This is a genomic window from Corynebacterium afermentans subsp. afermentans (assembly GCF_030408355.1).
Classification (GTDB): Bacteria; Actinomycetota; Actinomycetes; order Mycobacteriales; family Mycobacteriaceae; genus Corynebacterium; species Corynebacterium afermentans.
The window spans coordinates 538808-556079 of the sequence record NZ_CP046606.1 but is presented as its reverse complement, the minus strand read 5'-3'; the positions used below and the strand labels follow the sequence as shown (position 1 = coordinate 556079).

The following is a 17272-nucleotide window of genomic DNA, read 5'->3' as shown; positions in this document are numbered from 1 at the left end:
GGCCTTACTCTGGATCCCTTACTCGGGGTTTAGCTCCGTAGGTCCGCCCCAGTCCACTGCCGGATAGCCTCACGGATCGCATCCGACCGGGTGGTCAGACCCACCGCTTCGGCGCGGGCCATGAGGGCGGCGATCGTTTCGTCGTCGAGACGCACCGGTACGACCGTACCTGCACCTCTACCTACTGGTGGACGACCTCGGCGCGGAGCGGGCAGCTTCGAAAGGTCGTACCCCGCTTCAGCCTCATCATCCCTTTCCATGCAAATATCGTATACGAAACTCCGCTCCCCTACCGCCCGAAGACGCGCCGCACGAAACGCCGCCACGCCACCCGCGCCACGGAGTGCGGCAGCGCCACCACCTCCCGCGCGTAGTTCTTCGCTCGAGAGGTCTCCGGGGTCGGCGCCGCCACCAGGCGCACCGGGATGCCCAAGTGCCACGCCCACACGCGGGTGCGCAGAACGTGGAAACCGCTGGTCACCACGGTGAGATAGGCAGCGTCCGGGAACAGCTCCCGGGAGCGCTCCAGATTTTCGTTGGTGGAGCGCGCCTGAGGCTCCAGCACGATCGACGCCTCCGGCACCCCGCGGACCAGCAACCAGTCGGCCATCACCTCCGCCTCCCCAAATCCGGAGACCACGAGCGGCGCGGGAGCGGCACTCCACACCTCGAGCGCACGGCGCAGGCGGAACTCGAGCATGCGCGAAGGGCGCCCGTCGACGATGCGGGCGCCCAGCACGACGATTGGGTTACTCACCCATCAGGCGCTGACGCAGCGCCTCGTCCTTACGCTCCACCTCTTGGGCCATGCGCGCCTGGTAGTCCACCATCTTGCGCTGCACTGACGGGTCGGCCGCACCCAGGATGCGCGCGGCGAGCAAACCTGCGTTCTTCGCGCCACCGATGGAGACGGTGGCCACCGGCACGCCGCCGGGCATCTGCACGATGGACAGCAGCGAGTCCAGCCCGTCGAGGGTGTCTAGGGCGCGCGGGATGCCGATCACCGGCAGCGGGGTCGCCGCGGCGACCATGCCCGGCAGGTGCGCGGCACCGCCTGCGCAGGCGATGATCACCTGCAGGTCGCGCGTGTGCGCTTCCTTGGCGTACGCCAGCATCTTCTCGGGCGTGCGGTGCGCGGAGACCACCCCTACCTCGAAGGGGATATTGAATTCGGCGAGCACCTCGGCGGCTGGGGCGACGGTGTCCCAGTCCGAGTCGGAGCCCATGATGATGCCAACGACTGGCTGTGCCATATGTCTAGTCCTTCCAGGTTGCGTGGATGATGTAGTGCGCGGCGTCTTCGGCTACGGCGAGCGCGTCGTCGACGCTGTCCGCGCAGACGTTGATGTGCCCCATCTTGCGCCCGGGGCGGTGGTCTTTGCCGTAGAGGTGCACCTTGGCCTGCGGGTATTTGCGCATCACTTCGACGACGCGCTCGGCCATCGGTACGGCGGGGTCTTCGTCGCCGCCGAGGGTGTTAACCATGACGGTTGCGGGCGAAAGCTTATCGACGGCACCTAACGGCCAATCCAGTACCGCCCGAACATGCTGCTCGAACTGGGAGGTCACGCACCCGTCCTGGGTCCAGTGGCCGGTGTTGTGCGGGCGCATGGCCAACTCGTTGACGGAGACCTCGGGGCCGTTGTCGCCGACGTACTCGAACAGCTCCACGGCCAGAACGCCGGTTACGCCCAAGCCCTCGGCAACGCGCACGGCGAGCTCCTCGCAGCGCGCCGCCAGCTCCGCGGACATGCCCGGCGCGGGAGCGATGGCCACGCGGCAGATCCCGCCGTCCTGGCGCGACTCCACCACCGGCCAGGCGCGCACGTCGCCGGAGCGGTTGCGCGCTACCATCGCGGACAGCTCGCGGGTGAACGGGATCTTCTTCTCCGCCATCAGCGGCAGGTCACGGCCCAGAAGTTCCTCAACCAGCTCGGCGCACTCTGCGCGCGACGACGGGAACCACACCCCGTGTCCGTCATAGCCGCCACGCGTGGCCTTCAGACACACCTGGCCGCCGGTCCCGTCCCAGAACGCCTCGGCGTCCGCGGCCGACTCGATCGCCGCGAACGCCGGCACCGGCAGGCCGGCCTCGGACAGGCGGCGGCGCTGCTCGAGTTTGTCCTGGGCGTAGATCAACGCATCGGGGCGGGGTTCGACGGCCACGCCTTCGTCGATAAGCAACTGCGCGTACTTATTGGGCACATGCTCGTGGTCGAAGGTGACCGCATCCGCGCCGTCCACGATCGCGCGCAGGTCCTCAAGCTTGGTGTAGTCACCGAGGCGCACGTCGCCGAACACCTGCGCGGCCGAGGCGTCCTCGCTTGCGGCCAGCACGCGGGTCTCCACGCCGAGCTCGATCGCTTCCGTCTGCATCATCCGTGCCAACTGGCCGTCGCCGATAACGGCGACGACGGGCATCCCATAGGCGTTACTCACCCTGCACACTCTAGTCGCCCCTCCGACTAGCATCGCAGCCATGTCTGAAACGATCGCCCGCCACACAATCTTCCAGAACTCGCTGATGACCGCGCTTCTCGACGGCATCTACGACGGCGAGCTGACCATCGGCGACATCTTGAGCAAAGGCAACTTCGGCCTGGGCACCTTCGACGCCCTCGACGGCGAGATGCTCATCCTGGACGGGGTGTGCCACCAGCTCACCTCCGACGGCAAAGCGCGCGTGGCCGATTTGGACCAACGCACCCCGTTTACCGTGGTGACCAACTTCGTGCCGCGGATGCGTTTCGACGCCCCCGCAGGCATGGTCCGCTCCGAGCTGGCCAAATTCATCGACGACACCGAGCCGAGCCACAACTTCTTCACCGCCGTGAAAATCACCGGGCGGTTCAAGGAAGTGGTGGTGCGCACGGTTACCAAGCAGGAAAAGCCGTACCCGCCGATGTCCGAGGCCGTCTCCGACGACGCGGAGCACGTCTTCACCGACGTCGAAGGCGTCATCGGGGGTTTCCGCACCCCCATGTACGCCAAGGGCATCGGCGTGCCGGGCTGCCACGTGCACTTCATCGATAACGAGCACTCGCGCGGCGGCCACGTGCTGGACTACACGGTGGACGAGGCCGTGATCGAGCTGTGCCCTGGCACCGACATGGAACTGCACCTTCCGGTCACCGCGGAGTTCTTGGGCGGCAAGCTCTCCCCCGAGGACTTGGACGAGCAGCTGCACACCACAGAGATCAAGGGGTACAAGTAGCGCTTGCGTTTAGCGCGCCGCGTCGAGCGCGCGCTGCAGCACTTTCTCCACCGCGCGCGTCTTGCCCACCCGCTCGAACACGATCGGCTGCGCGTAGCCGTACACCGCCAAGTTGATGCCGCCGCGCTCACGGCGCACGGAGTGGATCTGGCGCAGCGGGATGGAATCCACCGCACCGCGCCTGCCGCGGGCCAGGATGCGCTTGTCGGTGACGATGAAGCGCCGGCGTCTGGACGCCACCAGCGGGACGATGAACCGCCACAGCACGATCAGCGCCCAGATCAACACCACGATGTTGCGCAGGCCCGGGTCCACGTGCGGGGTCACGTCCATCCAGCCGACGGCCATCCAGGCCACACCGGTGACGGCCACCAGCTCGAGCAGCGGGATGGTCAGCGCGGAAAGCGGCGCGCACACGTCGGCGAGGACGACTTCGTCCCCGCCGACGCGAAACGGTGCTTTGCCAGCCATAAACAGGCAGGGTACTGCACGCCTAGGACGTGGGCCGCAGATGGTGGACGTCGCCGACGGAGAAAGCGGAGCCGTCGATAAGCACCTCGCCCTCGTCGTTGACCCCGGTGACGGTGCCGGTGACGGTTTCCTCGCCCTCGCGCATCTCCAGGCGCACCTGCTGGCCGATGGTGGCGCACACCGCGCGGTAGTCCTCGAGCAGCTGCGGGTCGCCCTCGCGCCACTGGTTCAGCCGCTTGCCCATCGCGCGCAGGATGTCGGCGGTGAAATCGTCGAAATCCACGTCCAGGCCCTCGAGGTTGAGCGCCGTTGCGGTCTCCACGGGCAGGTCTTCGGGCCGCATGACCACGTTGATGCCGATACCCACGATCACGCGGGGAATGTCCAGCGCGGAGAGGATCCCGGCGATTTTCTTGCCGCCGATCTGCACGTCGTTGGGCCACTTCAGCCGCGCCTGCGGCACCACGTCAGTCACCGCCACGCCCGGCGCGATGGACAGCAGGCCGAACGGCGGCGGCGTCCCCGGCACTTCCACCACCATGCTCATGGCCAACTGGGAGCCTTTCGGCGTGACCCACTGCCGCCCCAGCCGCCCCTTGCCCGCCGTCTGTTCGTCGGCGATGAGCACCGTGCCCGGCGCGGCGTTGTCGTTGAGTAGGTCGGCGTTGGTGGAGCCGGTGGATTCCACCCACCGCACGTTCGGCCAGTACTCGGCTACTTCGTCCTGGATTCGCTGCACGTTTCGCACACTCATGTGGACGAGCGTAGTAATTTTTCACGGCCTCACGGCGCGCGCATCGCTACGCTCGAACGGGCACCTACTGCCATACCTTGAGAGGTTGAACTGGAATGAGCGACAAGACCCCATCCACCAACGCAGCGTCGCCGGCAGGCGATAACGCCCCCGGTAAGCCGGGTGCCGCAACACCGGGCGTTTCGCAGCCCGACGGCAAGACCACCCCGCCGCAGGACACCGACGCGCAACAGCCGCCGGCCTCGGTTTCTGCCACCGGTTGCCCGTTCCACTTCGGTGCCGGTTCGGATTCCCCGGATCCGCGCACGCAGCAAGGCGAGTACCTCACCACCGCTCAGGGTGCGCGCCTGTCCGAGACCTCGAAGTCGCTGCGCGCCGGTGAACGTGGCCCGCTACTGATGCAGGACCACCACTTCCGTGAGAAGATCACCCACTTCGACCACGAGCGCATCCCGGAGCGCGCCGTCCACGCGCGTGGTGTGGGTGCCCACGGCACGTTCGTGGCCAACGGCAACGCGTCGAAGATCTCCAAAGCCAAGGTGTTTAAGAAGGACGCTGAGACTCCGGTCTTCGTGCGTTTTTCCACCGTGCTGGGCTCCCGCGGCTCCGCCGACTCCGTGCGCGATACCCGCGGCTGGGCCACGAAGTTCTACACCGAAGAGGGCAACTGGGACCTGGTGGGCAACAACATCCCGGTGTTTTTCATCCAGGACGCCATCAAGTTCCCTGACGTCATCCACGCGGGTAAGCCGCACCCGGACCGCGAGATCCCTCAGGCGCAGTCGGCGCACGACACGTTCTGGGACTTCGTCGGTCTGCACACCGAGGCGACCCACCACACGCTGTGGAACATGTCGGACCGCGGTATTCCGCGCTCGCTGCGCATGATGGAAGGCTTCGGCATCCACACGTTCCGCTTCATTAACGACGCGGGCGAGACTACCCTGGTCAAGTTCCACTGGAAGCCGAAGTTCGGCGTGCACTCCCAGGTGTGGGAAGAAGCGCAGATCACCGGCGGCATGGACCCGGATTTCCACCGCCGCGATCTTTACGACGCCATCGAGGCCGGCGCCTACCCGCAGTGGGACTTGGGCGTGCAGGTCTTCCCGGACACGGAAGACCAGATGTTCGAGGGCATCGACCTGCTGGACCCGACCAAGCTCGTGCCCGAGGAGCTGGCGCCGGTGGAGATCATCGGCACGATGACGCTGAACAAGAACCCGCGCAACTACTTCGAAGAGGTTGAGCAGGTCGCGTTCTGCCCGTCGCACCTGCCCCCGGGCATCGACGTCACCGCCGACCCGCTGCTGCAGGGCCGCCTGTTTTCCTACCTGGACACCCAGATTTCCCGTCTGGGTGGGCCGAACTTTGCGCAGCTGCCGATCAACCGCCCGCAGGCGCCGGTGAACGACAACTTGCGCGATGGCATGCACCAGGTCGGCTCCCACACCGGCGTGGCGCCCTACAAGCCGAACTCGCTGGACGAGAACAACCCGGCCGAGGCCACCGTGGACGAGGGCGCATTTATCGACGTTCCCGTCGCCGTGGAAGGCAAGATCACCCGTGAGCAGCCCGCGTCCTTCGATGACCACTTCTCCCAGGCGCGCCAGTTCTACATCTCGCTCACCGACGTCGAGCAGGACCACCTCACCCAGGCCCTGTCCTTCGAGCTGGGCAAGTGCTACGAGGAGACCGTCAAGGTGCGCTACCTCGATGTGCTCGCGCACGTGGACCAGGCCCTCGCGGAGGCCGTGGCCGACAACCTCGGCCTGCCTCACCCGGAGAAGCATGACGTTGCGGACGTGACACCGTCCGAGGCGCTGTCCCAGATGGGCGGCACCTGGCCTATCGACGGCCGCCAGGTCGGCGTGCTCATCTCCACCGACCTGGGTGATTCCGCGGATGCCGTGGGCAAGCTTGTCGACGACCTCTTCGCCGCCGGCACCACCCCACTGCTCGTCGCCGAAAAGGGCGGGGCCGTGAAGATTGGCGGCAAGGACGTGTCCATCTCGCGCACGTACCTGACCGCCAGCTCCATCGAGTTCGACGCCGCCGTGGTGGTCAACCCGCCGGCAAACACCGACGTGAACACGATGCTCGGCGAGCTCGAGCGCCACAAGAAGGCCATCATCGCCGTGGGTGCTACCGGCAAGGAGGCGCTCGAGGGCGCCCGCGTGCCGGCGGACCAGAAGGGCATTGTCGCCGTCGACACCGCCGACGCCGCGGCCGATCCGGTCAAGGAGCTGCTGGCTTCCCACCGCGTCTGGGAGCGGTAGTGCTGTAGTCACTCCACAACCCTGACCCCGCTTGTGCCCCACGCCGCTTACCCGGCGCGGGGCATTTTTTCTGAAAATCGGGTAGTAGGACTTCTGAAATTTGGGTAGTAGGACTCCTGAAAATGCGGTAGTAGGACACTTTCGTGCAGTACAATGCTCATATGGCCTACCTCCGGCGCACACGCGCCAGGCGGCGCAGACATTTAATTTTCTCTGGGCCACTGCCCGGACGCTGCGTCTGTGCGCCGTTCAGGACGATGTTGAGGTTGCGCGCGGCTTTTTGCGAATCGGTCACCAAAGCCTGCTCGTCGGAAAAATGCACATCACCCCGCAACAGGCCTGGGAGAGCTTCCCACAGGCACAGTCCCCAACCGATCCGCTGGATCCTGACGTGATCTGGCAGCGCGTGGTCGACTACAACCTGGCACACAACCCGCTGGCACAACCACCAGCGAAGAAAAACGACCCTGGGGAAGCTGCCACTTCACCCAAGGCCGAAACCGTTCGTGCAATCACCACACCAGGTACATCACACACGGATACCCCCACCATAGATCCCCAAGACGCCGCGGAAAACTACCGCTTCGACGTGCCAGTAGAACTCGAAGTCAACCGGCACGGAACAGTCTTGGTGTGCGGCTACAGCCTTTACATCGGCCTACGGTTTAAAAGCCGCAAGCTGTTCAGCATCGTCACCTCCAATAACGTCGCGGAGTTCTATACCGCCCACGACAGTGAGATCCTGTTCAGCGTTCCGTTACCGATCAGGCTGACACACCGCCCGGCCGGCGGCCAGATCAACATCAACCACGTTGAAGGCATGAAACACCGTCAACCGCCGAAACTGCGCCCAGACCTATCCAAACCCCGACTGAAGAAACGCAAACCCGACCAACAAGACCACCACTAGCCAAAGTCCAAAAAGCCACCAGACACCTTGTCCAATAAGTGGCCAGACTCCGCGTCCAAAATGTTCATAGACATAACAGTTTTACAACTACACCCGCTAGTTTCGTTTCTGCTTGTTCTGGTAAGGCCAGTAGCGGAACTGCGACATATCACCTTTTAGCTTGTCGGGGATGCGGTGGCCGTATTGGCCAACGACCTCGTCGTACAGGTCGCGTCCATCCGATAAGGTGACTTTTCCACGGGTAATAGGTTCAAATTGGAATCCACGGCGCCCTTTAATCTCGGGATGATCTACCAATGTGTTGGGGACGATCCGGAAGATAGCTCGAGTAACGCCTTTATGAACAGCGACGGCGTACTCAATCTTTTTTGCACTATCTTTTCCGACTCGCCACCAGGCGCAGGTCGAACGCCCAATTTCCTCGAAGTGCTTCTCTCTAATAGCACTTCTCCGCCACTCACTTTTGTATCCGTTCCCGTCTCGCCTTTTTCCACCCGGAATATCCTCAGGCTTGTCCTCCCACTCGTGAAGTGTGAACAGCAACATCGGAACTTCGGTCAGAGTGAGGACAGGCGCTTCTTTTTCGGCGATGAGATCGTTCAAGAGCGTGATGCCGTGCCCTCGTGAAGCCTCACGACGAGCATTCGTCAACTGATCCATAAAGCACTCGGGCACATGCGTCCGCTCGGGCCAAACCCCGAGGGGGAATGAGTGAAGGAGATCAATGGCTGCTGCCTCAACAGCGGTGTACTCCTCTTCCGTCGTCATTCCGTACCGCAGAATCCAAAACTCGTAATCTGAACCTGACGCTCTAATCTCGTTGATCTTCTTGATCTTCTCATTCTTTTCAGCTTCGTTCTCAGATGCGGCGTCAGCCTCGAAACCGTGATATGTAAACCTCAGTCCTTGTCCTTTGCCCACGTAGAACGGCAACCCGTTACGAGGATCAACAAGCATGTACACATACATCCCGAGTTCATCAGCCACTTGCTTTAACACTTTTTTGCTCGGCTCTTCGGATGTGTGGCCAGTAGGATTCAGATTCTTCTTACTCATATTGACAAGGATAACGATTCCGCGATTTGTGGGTTATCGTCCGTGGTTTAATAGCAGATGTTGAACGCGCCGGGCTAGCTGGGGATGTAAACGATTTTGGATGGATGTGCCGCTAATCTCGAGCTATGACAGCCTCCCACATCAGCACCCGCCCAAACCCTGCCTAGACAGGCGTGTAATGCTGAATGCCCTCATGGTGTAAAACCACACAAAGTCATATTCGAACAAGTTTTCCATTTAGTACGTATGTTCGACTGTTGCCGGGCCGGTGTCTCAGCTGTGGAGTAGCTTGATTGCCATGACCTCCGCGCAGAGTTTCCCCGAACGCCGCCGCCAGTTCAGCGACCGCATCGTTTCCGCTGTCCGCAGCGCAAAAAGTACCGACCCCCTCGCCCCCGTCACCGTGCTGTGCGGCCCCGGAGCGACAGACGATGTCACGGCCGCTCTCGCCCAGTCGAGCACCCCGTTCGTCAACGTCGAGGTGCAGCCGCTGGATGTCTTCATCCACAACGCCGCAGCCCGCCTGGACAAACCCAGGTTGCAACGCTCAGATGTGGCCGCGGAAGTCGCCGCCGCGCTGCGCCCCGACGCAACCGTGCCATCGGTGTTCCATGAATTGAAGCTCAACGATTCTGCTGCAACCCTCGAGGGCCTCACCGACGCGGTATACACGCTGTCAACCCTCCCCACAACATGGCGCGACCAGCATGGCGGCTCCGAGTTGCCGCAAATTGCATCGCAGATTGGCCGCGACATTCTGACTTCCCTGCAAGAGCGCGTCTACACGTATCCGGAGGCCGTCGACGCTGCCGCGCGGGCTGCTGCAGAGCAAAAGATCATCGTCGTGGGAGACATCGCGCTCGATCCACTTTCGGAGTGGTCACTGGAGCGCATCGCCGCGGACGCGCAGGTTGTGGAGGCCGGCGAGCCAGCCGGGGCAGTGGAACGCCGCTCGTTTGTGGCTGAGTTAGATGAGGCGAAGTACGTGGCCGATGCGGTGGTCAAAGCACTCGAGGGCGGCGCCCAGCTGCATGAGCTGGCGGTGGCCTACTGCGACGAGGCAGCACTTCCCTACCTCGTGCGTGCCTTCGACGAGGCCGGCATCTCCTACGTCGCACCCACCACTGCTGTGTGGGCGCAAAACCCGTATTTCAGAGCACTGACGTTGTTGCTGCGGATCGACCCGGAGGAAATGAACCGCCGCGACCTGGCAGCATTATTGGCCACCAGGGCGATGAACCGGGACGCGGAGGATCCTGCCCCCAGCATCTCCACCTTCGATGCGGTTACCCGCAACTCCAAGCAACAGTTCTACGCCGGTGAAGATTGGCAACCCAAGGAGATCGCCGAGGGAGGCCTGCACGAACAGGCCACCGAGGTCGTGGCCTGGGTGAACGCATTAGCGTCGCAGCTGCGCGAAGTATGGGCTGCTGATAGCTGGCGGGGGCTGGCACGCCAGCTGCGCAAGGTTGTAGATCGCAGACTGCGTGCACCCAGGGCGGAAGAAACGGTGTACGCAGACGAATTCTTTCGCGCGCTGGAACGCCAGCAAGGTGCGATTGACCGTGAGCGCGCCGTCGATGCGCTTGCGCCCCTATTTGAAAAGGCGCAACCCGCCGTCACCCGCGGGCTGGTGCGCATCGGTGCGCCGGAAACGTTGGCGGGGCGCAACCTTCACACCGCGTTCATCGTCGGCGCATTGGACGACGCGCTGCCGGGGTCCATCACCCCAAGCGCCACCATCACCGAGGGGCAATCGCGCCTCACCGCCGAATCCTTCATCGCCTCCCGGCGCCGCGCCCTCGATGCAGCGCTGCGCTCCGCGGCAACAGCGGTGATCACACATCCGCGCTCGCACCAGGACGGCTCCGGCAGGACCCAGCCGTCACAGTGGGTCTCGTTACAGGAACTTGAGCGCGGCATGACCCTGACCACCAGCAATGAAAAGGACGGCATCGCGGCGATGCCCCAGCTGAGCACAATGCTGCTCACCGGCCAGATTGCTCCGCTGAGCGACACGGACCTGTCGCTTATCCGCACCGCCCACGGTTTGCCGAAGGAAAACGTGAGTCTCTACCGCGACATCATGGGCTACCGCGAATCTGGCGCTCACGGCGACGAGCCGGGCGCGCAATTCAACGGCTACACCGACAGCGATATCGGCCTGGAGTTTCTCAACAGCCAGATCTCCAACTCCGCACTGGAGCTGTTCACCGAGTCGCCGCAGTTTTTCTTCATCCAACGTGTGCTGGAAAAGTACGTGTTGGAAGACCGCGTACGCACCCTCGACATGGATGCCCGCGAGCGAGGCACGATGTACCACGAGATTTTCGAGCGTTGGACCGAAGATGTCCTGCTTGGCCCGGACGCGCCCTCAGAGTACGCCCCAGCCTGGTGGGCGGGCGAAGGCCGAGTTGCCTTGGACAGCATCGTCGAAGAAACGCTGAAGAAACACCAATCTGCGCGCGTGAACGAGGCCGTGTGGCAGGGCGTGCAAACCGGCTTGTGGCACGACATCAACCGCTGGTACGCCAAGGAGCGCGCCGAGTTCCAGGCCGGATGGCGTCCGATCGCCGGTGAGCTGGCGTTCGGCGGCAGCGAACGCGACGGTGAGGAGAGACCCGCGCCAACCATCCACGTACCCACAGGTGCAGGCAGCTCTGCCCCGATGTCGTTTCAGGGCGTTATCGACCGCGTGGATTACCGCATCGTGCAGCCCGACGCGGAAGACGAATCCGCCGAACCGTACACCGAGATCCGCATCACGGACTACAAGACTGGCCAGCAGCACAGCAAGGTCGCAAAGAGGCTGAAGGTCTCGCCCACCGGCAACCCAGCGGAAAAGCACCACTTTCAGCTTGCGCTCTACGGCTGGGCGGTGCACCACCGCTTCGTGGAAAACCCAGACGCGTTGGATTGGTTCCCGGAGATCGCCGAGGCCATCGCATCCGCACCGCCGGTGCGGCAAGTGCATTCGCGGTATTGGTACTTCCAGGCGCCGGAGGACAAAAACGGCCAACTGGACATCACCATTGACGACGAGGCAATCGCGACGCTAACGACGAACCTGGCCAACATTTACCAATACATCGCCGCCGGCATCTTCCCGCCGCGTCCGCTGCAACCTACTCAGTGGGGCAACGACCAGCAGCTGCGCATCGGCAGCGCGCAGTACACCGCGGTAACCGAAGCACTAAATGAGCAGGGGCTGACCCCGCTGGACATCACCGCAGAGTTCGCACCCGAGGCTTAAGCGAGGACACCAAAATGACCACACAACAGACGTACCTCACCGCCGCTGACATCGATGCAGGCGACAGCTTGCAAACCGACATCAACGGCCGCGACTTCATTCAGTGGACCACCGACACCAACGTGTTTGTGCAAGCCGGCGCGGGCTCGGGCAAGACCACCACGCTGATCCAGCGCATCCTCACCCTCATCATCGACGACGGGCTGACAATCGATCAGTTCGCCGCGATCACCTTTACCGAGGCAGCGGGCGGCAAGCTCGTCTCGGACCTGCGGGCGGCGCTGACCCAAGTAGCGCGGGAAGCGAAGCACACCCCGTTTCCCGGCACGGAGACCATCTTCCGAAAGGTCACTGATGACACGGAGGTGAAACGCCGCGCCCAGGCCGCGCTCGAAGGGCTACCCGGTGCCGCGATTGGCACGCTGCACTCGTTTTGCCTGCGTTTGCTCAAGCAGTACCCGCTGCAGGCAGGCCTTCCGCCGAAGGTGGACAAGGTCGACGAGCTTCGCCAGCAGATGGATGCCAGCCTGCGCGTGGATCATGTGCTGGAGACGTTGACGCAGCTGGTCACGGGGGAACCGGAGGCCGTCGATACGGTGCGCCGCCTCAAAGACAAGTTCGGCCTCGACATTGACCCAGAGGCGATCACGAAAGACCTCGAAACCCTCATCGGCGAGGGTGTAAGGATGTCCGCGCTGGGCGATGTGGCCCGGTGGATGGACGAGCACTGGGGCGACCTCGGCCCCACGCTTCAAGAGCCGCGTTGGACCGCGGGCGACGACGCCAAGCTGGTGCGCGAAGAATTCGAATTTTTGCGCGCACTCGATGCCGCGGCCGCAAGCATCCCTGCCAGCGACAAACTGCGCGCCAAGTTGGATGAATACCTCGAGGAGATCCAGCCATACGCCGACGGCGAGGCGAGCGAGGTTGAACGCGTGCTGTGGAAGCCGAAGCTGAGCCGCCCCGGGCAGTCTGGGGCTAAAAATGCTTGGGCCAAGATGGACGTCTCCCAATCTTTTGCCGACGAGCTAGAAAACCGCGGTATCGAGGTTGACCACGACAATCCCAAAAACACCGCAGCTGCCGCGCTAGAAAATGTGCACACCAAGTTCGATAACCGCGGAAAACCGGGCTTGATTGAGGCCATCACGCACATCACCCCGCTGCTCGCTGCGCTGGTGCTCGACGCGAAAGACGCCCGCCTCAAGCGGGGAACGCTCGAGTACCACGACATGATTTTCCTGGCCAAGCAGCTGGTCACCGCCCCCGAAAACGACCGGATCCGTGAGGAGCTGCACAACACCTACCGGGTCATTTTCGTCGACGAGTTCCAGGACACGGACCCCGTGCAGTACGAGATTGTCCGCGTCATCGCAGCGGGACGTCTTCACGCATCTCCGGTGCCCGGCAGCCTGTTCATGGTCGGCGATCCGAAGCAATCCATCTACCGGTTCCGCAACGCGGATATCGACAACTACAACGCAGTGAAGGACACGTACAAGCAAGACGGCTCTGGCGAGGGCGTGCTGGTGAACCTCACCCAGAATTTCCGCTCCTCCGAGCGCGTCGTCGGCGCAATCAACGCGTTGTTTGCCAAAGTGTTCTCCGAAGTAGACCCAACGCCGGGCGCACCCACGCAAGCCTCCTACGAGGACATGCTGCCCCAAAAGGCGAAAACCGCGCAGCTTTCCGACGGCACGACGGCGACACTGCCCGGCAAAGTCGTGTTCGTCCACTCTGAGGAGGCCGCCGCCTCAAGCGCGGCCGCGGACCGCAAGACCGCGGAAGAAGAGGACATCGTCGCCATTGTCCGCGCGGCCGTGAGCAACGCCGGCGGCGAATACTTCTCCCACAAGCTGGTGGAAGAAACAGACGGCGACGGCACCGCGGTGGCACGCCCGCTGACGTACTCCGACATCGCGATTCTTGTGCACACCCACGCGGATTCCCGCCGCATCCAGCGCGCGTTGAAGCGGGCAGACATCCCGTACGTCTCAGAAGGTTCCACCCGCCTGTTCCTCGTGCCGGAAATCAACGATCTGCTCACCGTCCTGCGCGCCATCAGCGATCCTGCGGATGCGTTCACACAAATCGCTGCGTTGCGCACCGCGCTGCTTGGGTGCTCCGATGCGGAACTGGCCGCCGACGCGAAGGGCGAACCGATCTCGGACCAGGTGGCAAGCAAGCGTGAGTGGTTAAGGAAAAAGCGGGCGTCGGAAGGCGCGACGGACGTGGGCACACTCGTGCGCTCGATCGCAGCTGAGTTCAACCTGGCCGACAGCTACATCGCGCAAGGTAAAGAAGATGCGCTGGGCAGCCTGGAGCAACTGCTCACACTCGCCGACCAGTTCGCGCGCGTGACCGGTTTAGGCCTGCGCGAGTTCGTCCGATGGGCCGATGAGCAGTCTGAAATCAACAACGGCGCAGCCGACCCAGTGCTGGATAATAACGCGGACGGGGTGAGGATTATGACGATCCATCGCTCCAAGGGCCTGGAGTTTCCCATGGTGATCGTGGCTAACCTCAGCCAGGACTACAGAACGCCCAGCCTCGCGCAGGGCTTTTCCAAAGACGGCAAGGGCGTGGCCAAGCTGCAGATCAGCAACATCCAAAGCCCCGGCTACAAGCCGCTGAAAGACTACGAGGCCCAAGCGGACAGCGACGAGCTCAAACGCCTCATGTACGTCGCGCTCACCCGCGCCGAGTCGGTGCTTGCCGTCCCGCTGCACGTGGGCAAAACCTCCAACGGCAGTTGGCGCAAGACCAAGGGCACCGCGTTGATGGAGGCGATGCAGGAGGTTCTCGATAAAGCGCAGGGCAACGGCACCGCCGATGCCCTGGCGGCTGCGGGCATCACCTTGGTCAGCCGCGAATCTCTTGGGAACTTTGACAATGTGGTGCTACCGGCACCGGCACGCCCCGAATACGCCGAGCTCGCGGGACGCGAAAAGGCGCACGAGCAGGCGCAGAAGCTTCTCTCCACGGCCGCGGGCACCGCCCCACGCGTCGGTGTCACCACTATCGCCCACGCCACAGACCAGCAGGCCGAGCGCGCCCAGAAAAACCAGAGCCCGGAGGACACCTCGGCACGCACCCACGCCGCGAAGAATGAACTGCCGACCCCGCAGTCCCGCACCGGCGAGGCAGTGCGCGCTCAGTTCGAGGAAGCGGGCTGGACCGTGCCCGCCGCAGCCCGCGACGTCAACGCCAACGTCACCCGCGACACCACCGGCACCGACTTCGGCTCGGCGGTGCACGAGGTCATGGAGCGCCTGCCCAACGCCGGCGAGCGCACGATCGAAGAGCTCGCCCGCCTTGCCGTGGAGCAGTTCAACCTCAAAGACGAGGCCTACGCGGACGTGCTCGCCACCGCCCGTGCGTTCGCGGACTCGGCGCCGTACAAGGCTGCAGTCGCTGCAGACCAAGCCCACTTCGAGCTGCCAGTCCTTCGCGGGATCCCCCTCACCGACAAAGCGCCCGACATCGCGGTCAACGGCTACATCGACCTGCTGTACAAGGACGGCGATAGCTGGGTCATCGCGGACTACAAGACGGACGCGTACGCCACCAAGGAGCGCATGACCAGTTACTTTATGCAGCTGGAGCTGTACGCCCGCACGCTCAGCGAGGCGCTCGGTGTCCCGGTGTCGCGTCTGGAGCTGATCTTCGTGGACGGCAAGAACGGCGGGCTGGCAACCCAGGTGCTCACCCACGATCGGGAGGGACTCTAGTGGCGTGCGCTGGGGCCTGAAACGCGGGCGGCGGAGCCGTCGATAAGCATTGCGGCACATAAGGAATCTAGACTGAGGCGTTATGAGTTCATCCAAACCCGACATGACCACCACCGCGGGCCGCATCCAGAATCTGCGCAACCGCCTGGATGAGGCGCAGGCCCCGGTCGGTCAGGACGCGATCGACGCAGTGCACGCAGCCGGGGCCGCCACCGCCCGCGAGCGCGTGCTCAAACTTGTGGACGAAGGCACGTTCGTGGAAACCGACGCCCTAGCCAAGCACCGCGTCGAGGCGTACAAGATGGACAAGTCCAAGCCCTCCACCGACGGCGTGGTCACGGGCTACGGGCTTATCGACGGCCGCCGCGTCTGCGTCTTCTCCCAAGACCCCACCGTCTTCGACGGGCAGATCGGCGAAGTCTACGCCGAGAAGATGCTCAAGATCTACGACCTGGCCACCAAGACCGGCGTGCCCCTGATCGGCATCTACGACTCGACCGGCCCGCGCTGGAAGGAGGGCATTGTCACCGCGCACATGCAGGCGCAGATCCTGCGCGCCGCCACCCGCGCCTCCGGGCTGATCCCACAGATCGCAGTCGTGGCCGGCGACGCGGCGGCACTGACCGCGGCGACCGTGCCGCTGGCGGACATCACCGTCATGGCCGAGGGCGCGGCGATGCACGTGACCACCGCCGACATCGTGAGCAAGGTGACCGAGACCGAAACCACTGCCGAGGAGCTCGGCGGCAGCGCCGTCCACGCCGCGGAGACCGGCCTGGCGCAGCTGACCGCCGCCACCGACGTGGAGGCCGTGGAGCTCGCGCGTGCGGTGGTGGGCTACCTGCCGCTGAACAACAAAGCCGCCTCCCCGCTGGGTGCGGAAGGTTTTGGCTCCGGCGAAGATTTGGACACCTTCATCCCGGACGACGACAACCAGCCCTACGACGTCGCCGACGTGGTCAACGCCGTCACCGACGGGGACTTCTTCGAGCTTTCCGCGGGCTTCGCGGGCTCCGTGGTCACCGGGTTCGCGCATGTCGGCGGGCGCGCCGTTGGTGTCGCAGCTACGCAGCCGAGCGTGCTCGCCGGCTGCCTGACCCGCGACGCCGCACGCAAGGCCGCGCGCTTCATCCGCACCTGCGACGCGTTCAACCTGCCGATCGTGCAGTTCGTGGACTCGCCGGGCTTCCTGCCGGCCGTCGAGGAGGAGCGCGCAGGCTCCTCTGCCGCCGCGGCTGCTCTCGCCTACGCGTTCGCCGAAGCCCAGGTGGGCACGATCACCGTGGTCACCCGCAAGGCGTTCGGCCCCTCCTATGCACTGCTGGGCTCCAAGGGTTTGGGCGCGGACCTAGTGTTCGCGTGGCCGACCGCCCAGATCGCGCTTGCAGACGCCCCCACCGCCGCCGAAGCCATCGGCACCGACGCCGAGCAGTACGCCGAGGAGAACCTCAACCCGTACGTGGCCACCGAGCGCGGCCTAGTCGACGCGGTGATCGAGCCGTCCGCCACCCGCGCCCGCGTGCTGGAGGGCCTGCGCCTGCTGGAGCGCAAGGTGGCCTACCCGGCGCAGAAGAAGCACGGCAACATCCCGCTCTAACCACGAAAAG

At 64.1% G+C, this 17272-nt stretch carries 13 protein-coding genes; 6 read left to right on the top strand and 7 right to left on the bottom strand.

Annotated features, from left to right (window positions below):
* Nucleotides 1–29: 29 nt before the first annotated feature.
* From CAFEA_RS02560 to CAFEA_RS02545, 4 genes are read right to left on the bottom strand one after another with little or no spacing between them, the layout of a single operon-like run.
* Nucleotides 30–260, bottom strand: a complete 231-nt coding sequence (locus tag CAFEA_RS02560; protein WP_063938632.1) for a ribbon-helix-helix domain-containing protein — start codon at nucleotides 258–260, stop codon at nucleotides 30–32.
* A gap of 29 nt (nucleotides 261–289) precedes the next feature.
* On the bottom strand, nucleotides 290–757 hold the full coding sequence (locus CAFEA_RS02555) for a YdcF family protein (protein WP_076589892.1): 468 nt from the start codon (nucleotides 755–757) through the stop codon (nucleotides 290–292).
* Entirely contained in the window at nucleotides 750–1253 is a 504-nt protein-coding gene (gene purE / locus CAFEA_RS02550; protein ID WP_063938578.1) for a 5-(carboxyamino)imidazole ribonucleotide mutase, read from the bottom strand. Before purE ends, CAFEA_RS02555 begins: the two co-directional genes overlap by 8 nt.
* Nucleotides 1254–1257: 4 nt before the next feature.
* Nucleotides 1258–2439, bottom strand: a complete 1182-nt coding sequence (locus CAFEA_RS02545) for a 5-(carboxyamino)imidazole ribonucleotide synthase (protein WP_286131509.1) — start codon at nucleotides 2437–2439, stop codon at nucleotides 1258–1260.
* Nucleotides 2440–2479: 40 nt separating this feature from the next.
* On the opposite strand from CAFEA_RS02545, the gene budA reads away from it, so the two are divergent.
* Complete coding sequence (gene budA / locus CAFEA_RS02540) at nucleotides 2480–3214, top strand: acetolactate decarboxylase (protein ID WP_034997456.1); 735 nt, start codon at nucleotides 2480–2482, stop codon at nucleotides 3212–3214.
* Nucleotides 3215–3223: 9 nt separating this feature from the next.
* Here the strand turns inward: budA and CAFEA_RS02535 are convergent, their stop codons facing one another.
* Nucleotides 3224–3685, bottom strand: a complete 462-nt coding sequence (locus CAFEA_RS02535) for a hypothetical protein (RefSeq protein WP_063938577.1) — start codon at nucleotides 3683–3685, stop codon at nucleotides 3224–3226.
* Nucleotides 3686–3707: 22 nt separating this feature from the next.
* Nucleotides 3708–4439 (bottom strand): biotin--[acetyl-CoA-carboxylase] ligase, encoded by a 732-nt coding sequence (locus tag CAFEA_RS02530; protein WP_063938576.1) that lies wholly within the window; start codon nucleotides 4437–4439, stop codon nucleotides 3708–3710.
* Nucleotides 4440–4534: 95 nt separating this feature from the next.
* Here CAFEA_RS02530 and CAFEA_RS02525 point away from each other — a divergent pair, with 95 nt between their 5' ends.
* Complete coding sequence (locus tag CAFEA_RS02525) at nucleotides 4535–6715, top strand: catalase (RefSeq protein WP_063938575.1); 2181 nt, start codon at nucleotides 4535–4537, stop codon at nucleotides 6713–6715.
* 280 nt (nucleotides 6716–6995) lie between these two features.
* Nucleotides 6996–7625 carry a hypothetical protein gene (locus CAFEA_RS02520; protein ID WP_143313184.1) on the top strand — a complete coding sequence of 210 codons (630 nt, stop codon included), beginning with the start codon at nucleotides 6996–6998 and terminating at the stop codon, nucleotides 7623–7625.
* A 96-nt stretch (nucleotides 7626–7721) separates the two neighbouring features.
* On the opposite strand, the gene CAFEA_RS02515 is transcribed toward CAFEA_RS02520, so the two are convergent.
* Nucleotides 7722–8681 (bottom strand): LEM-3-like GIY-YIG domain-containing protein, encoded by a 960-nt coding sequence (locus CAFEA_RS02515; RefSeq protein WP_143313182.1) that lies wholly within the window; start codon nucleotides 8679–8681, stop codon nucleotides 7722–7724.
* Nucleotides 8682–8979: 298 nt separating this feature from the next.
* On the opposite strand from CAFEA_RS02515, the gene CAFEA_RS02510 reads away from it, so the two are divergent.
* The 3 genes from CAFEA_RS02510 (at nucleotide 8980) to CAFEA_RS02500 (ending at nucleotide 17262) form a co-directional block, all read left to right on the top strand.
* On the top strand, nucleotides 8980–11934 hold the full coding sequence (locus CAFEA_RS02510) for a PD-(D/E)XK nuclease family protein (RefSeq protein WP_063938572.1): 2955 nt from the start codon (nucleotides 8980–8982) through the stop codon (nucleotides 11932–11934).
* A 14-nt stretch (nucleotides 11935–11948) separates the two neighbouring features.
* Complete coding sequence (locus tag CAFEA_RS02505) at nucleotides 11949–15665, top strand: UvrD-helicase domain-containing protein (protein ID WP_063938571.1); 3717 nt, start codon at nucleotides 11949–11951, stop codon at nucleotides 15663–15665.
* A gap of 82 nt (nucleotides 15666–15747) precedes the next feature.
* Entirely contained in the window at nucleotides 15748–17262 is a 1515-nt protein-coding gene (locus tag CAFEA_RS02500) for an acyl-CoA carboxylase subunit beta (RefSeq protein WP_063938570.1), read from the top strand.
* The last annotated feature ends 10 nt before the right edge of the window (nucleotides 17263–17272 follow it).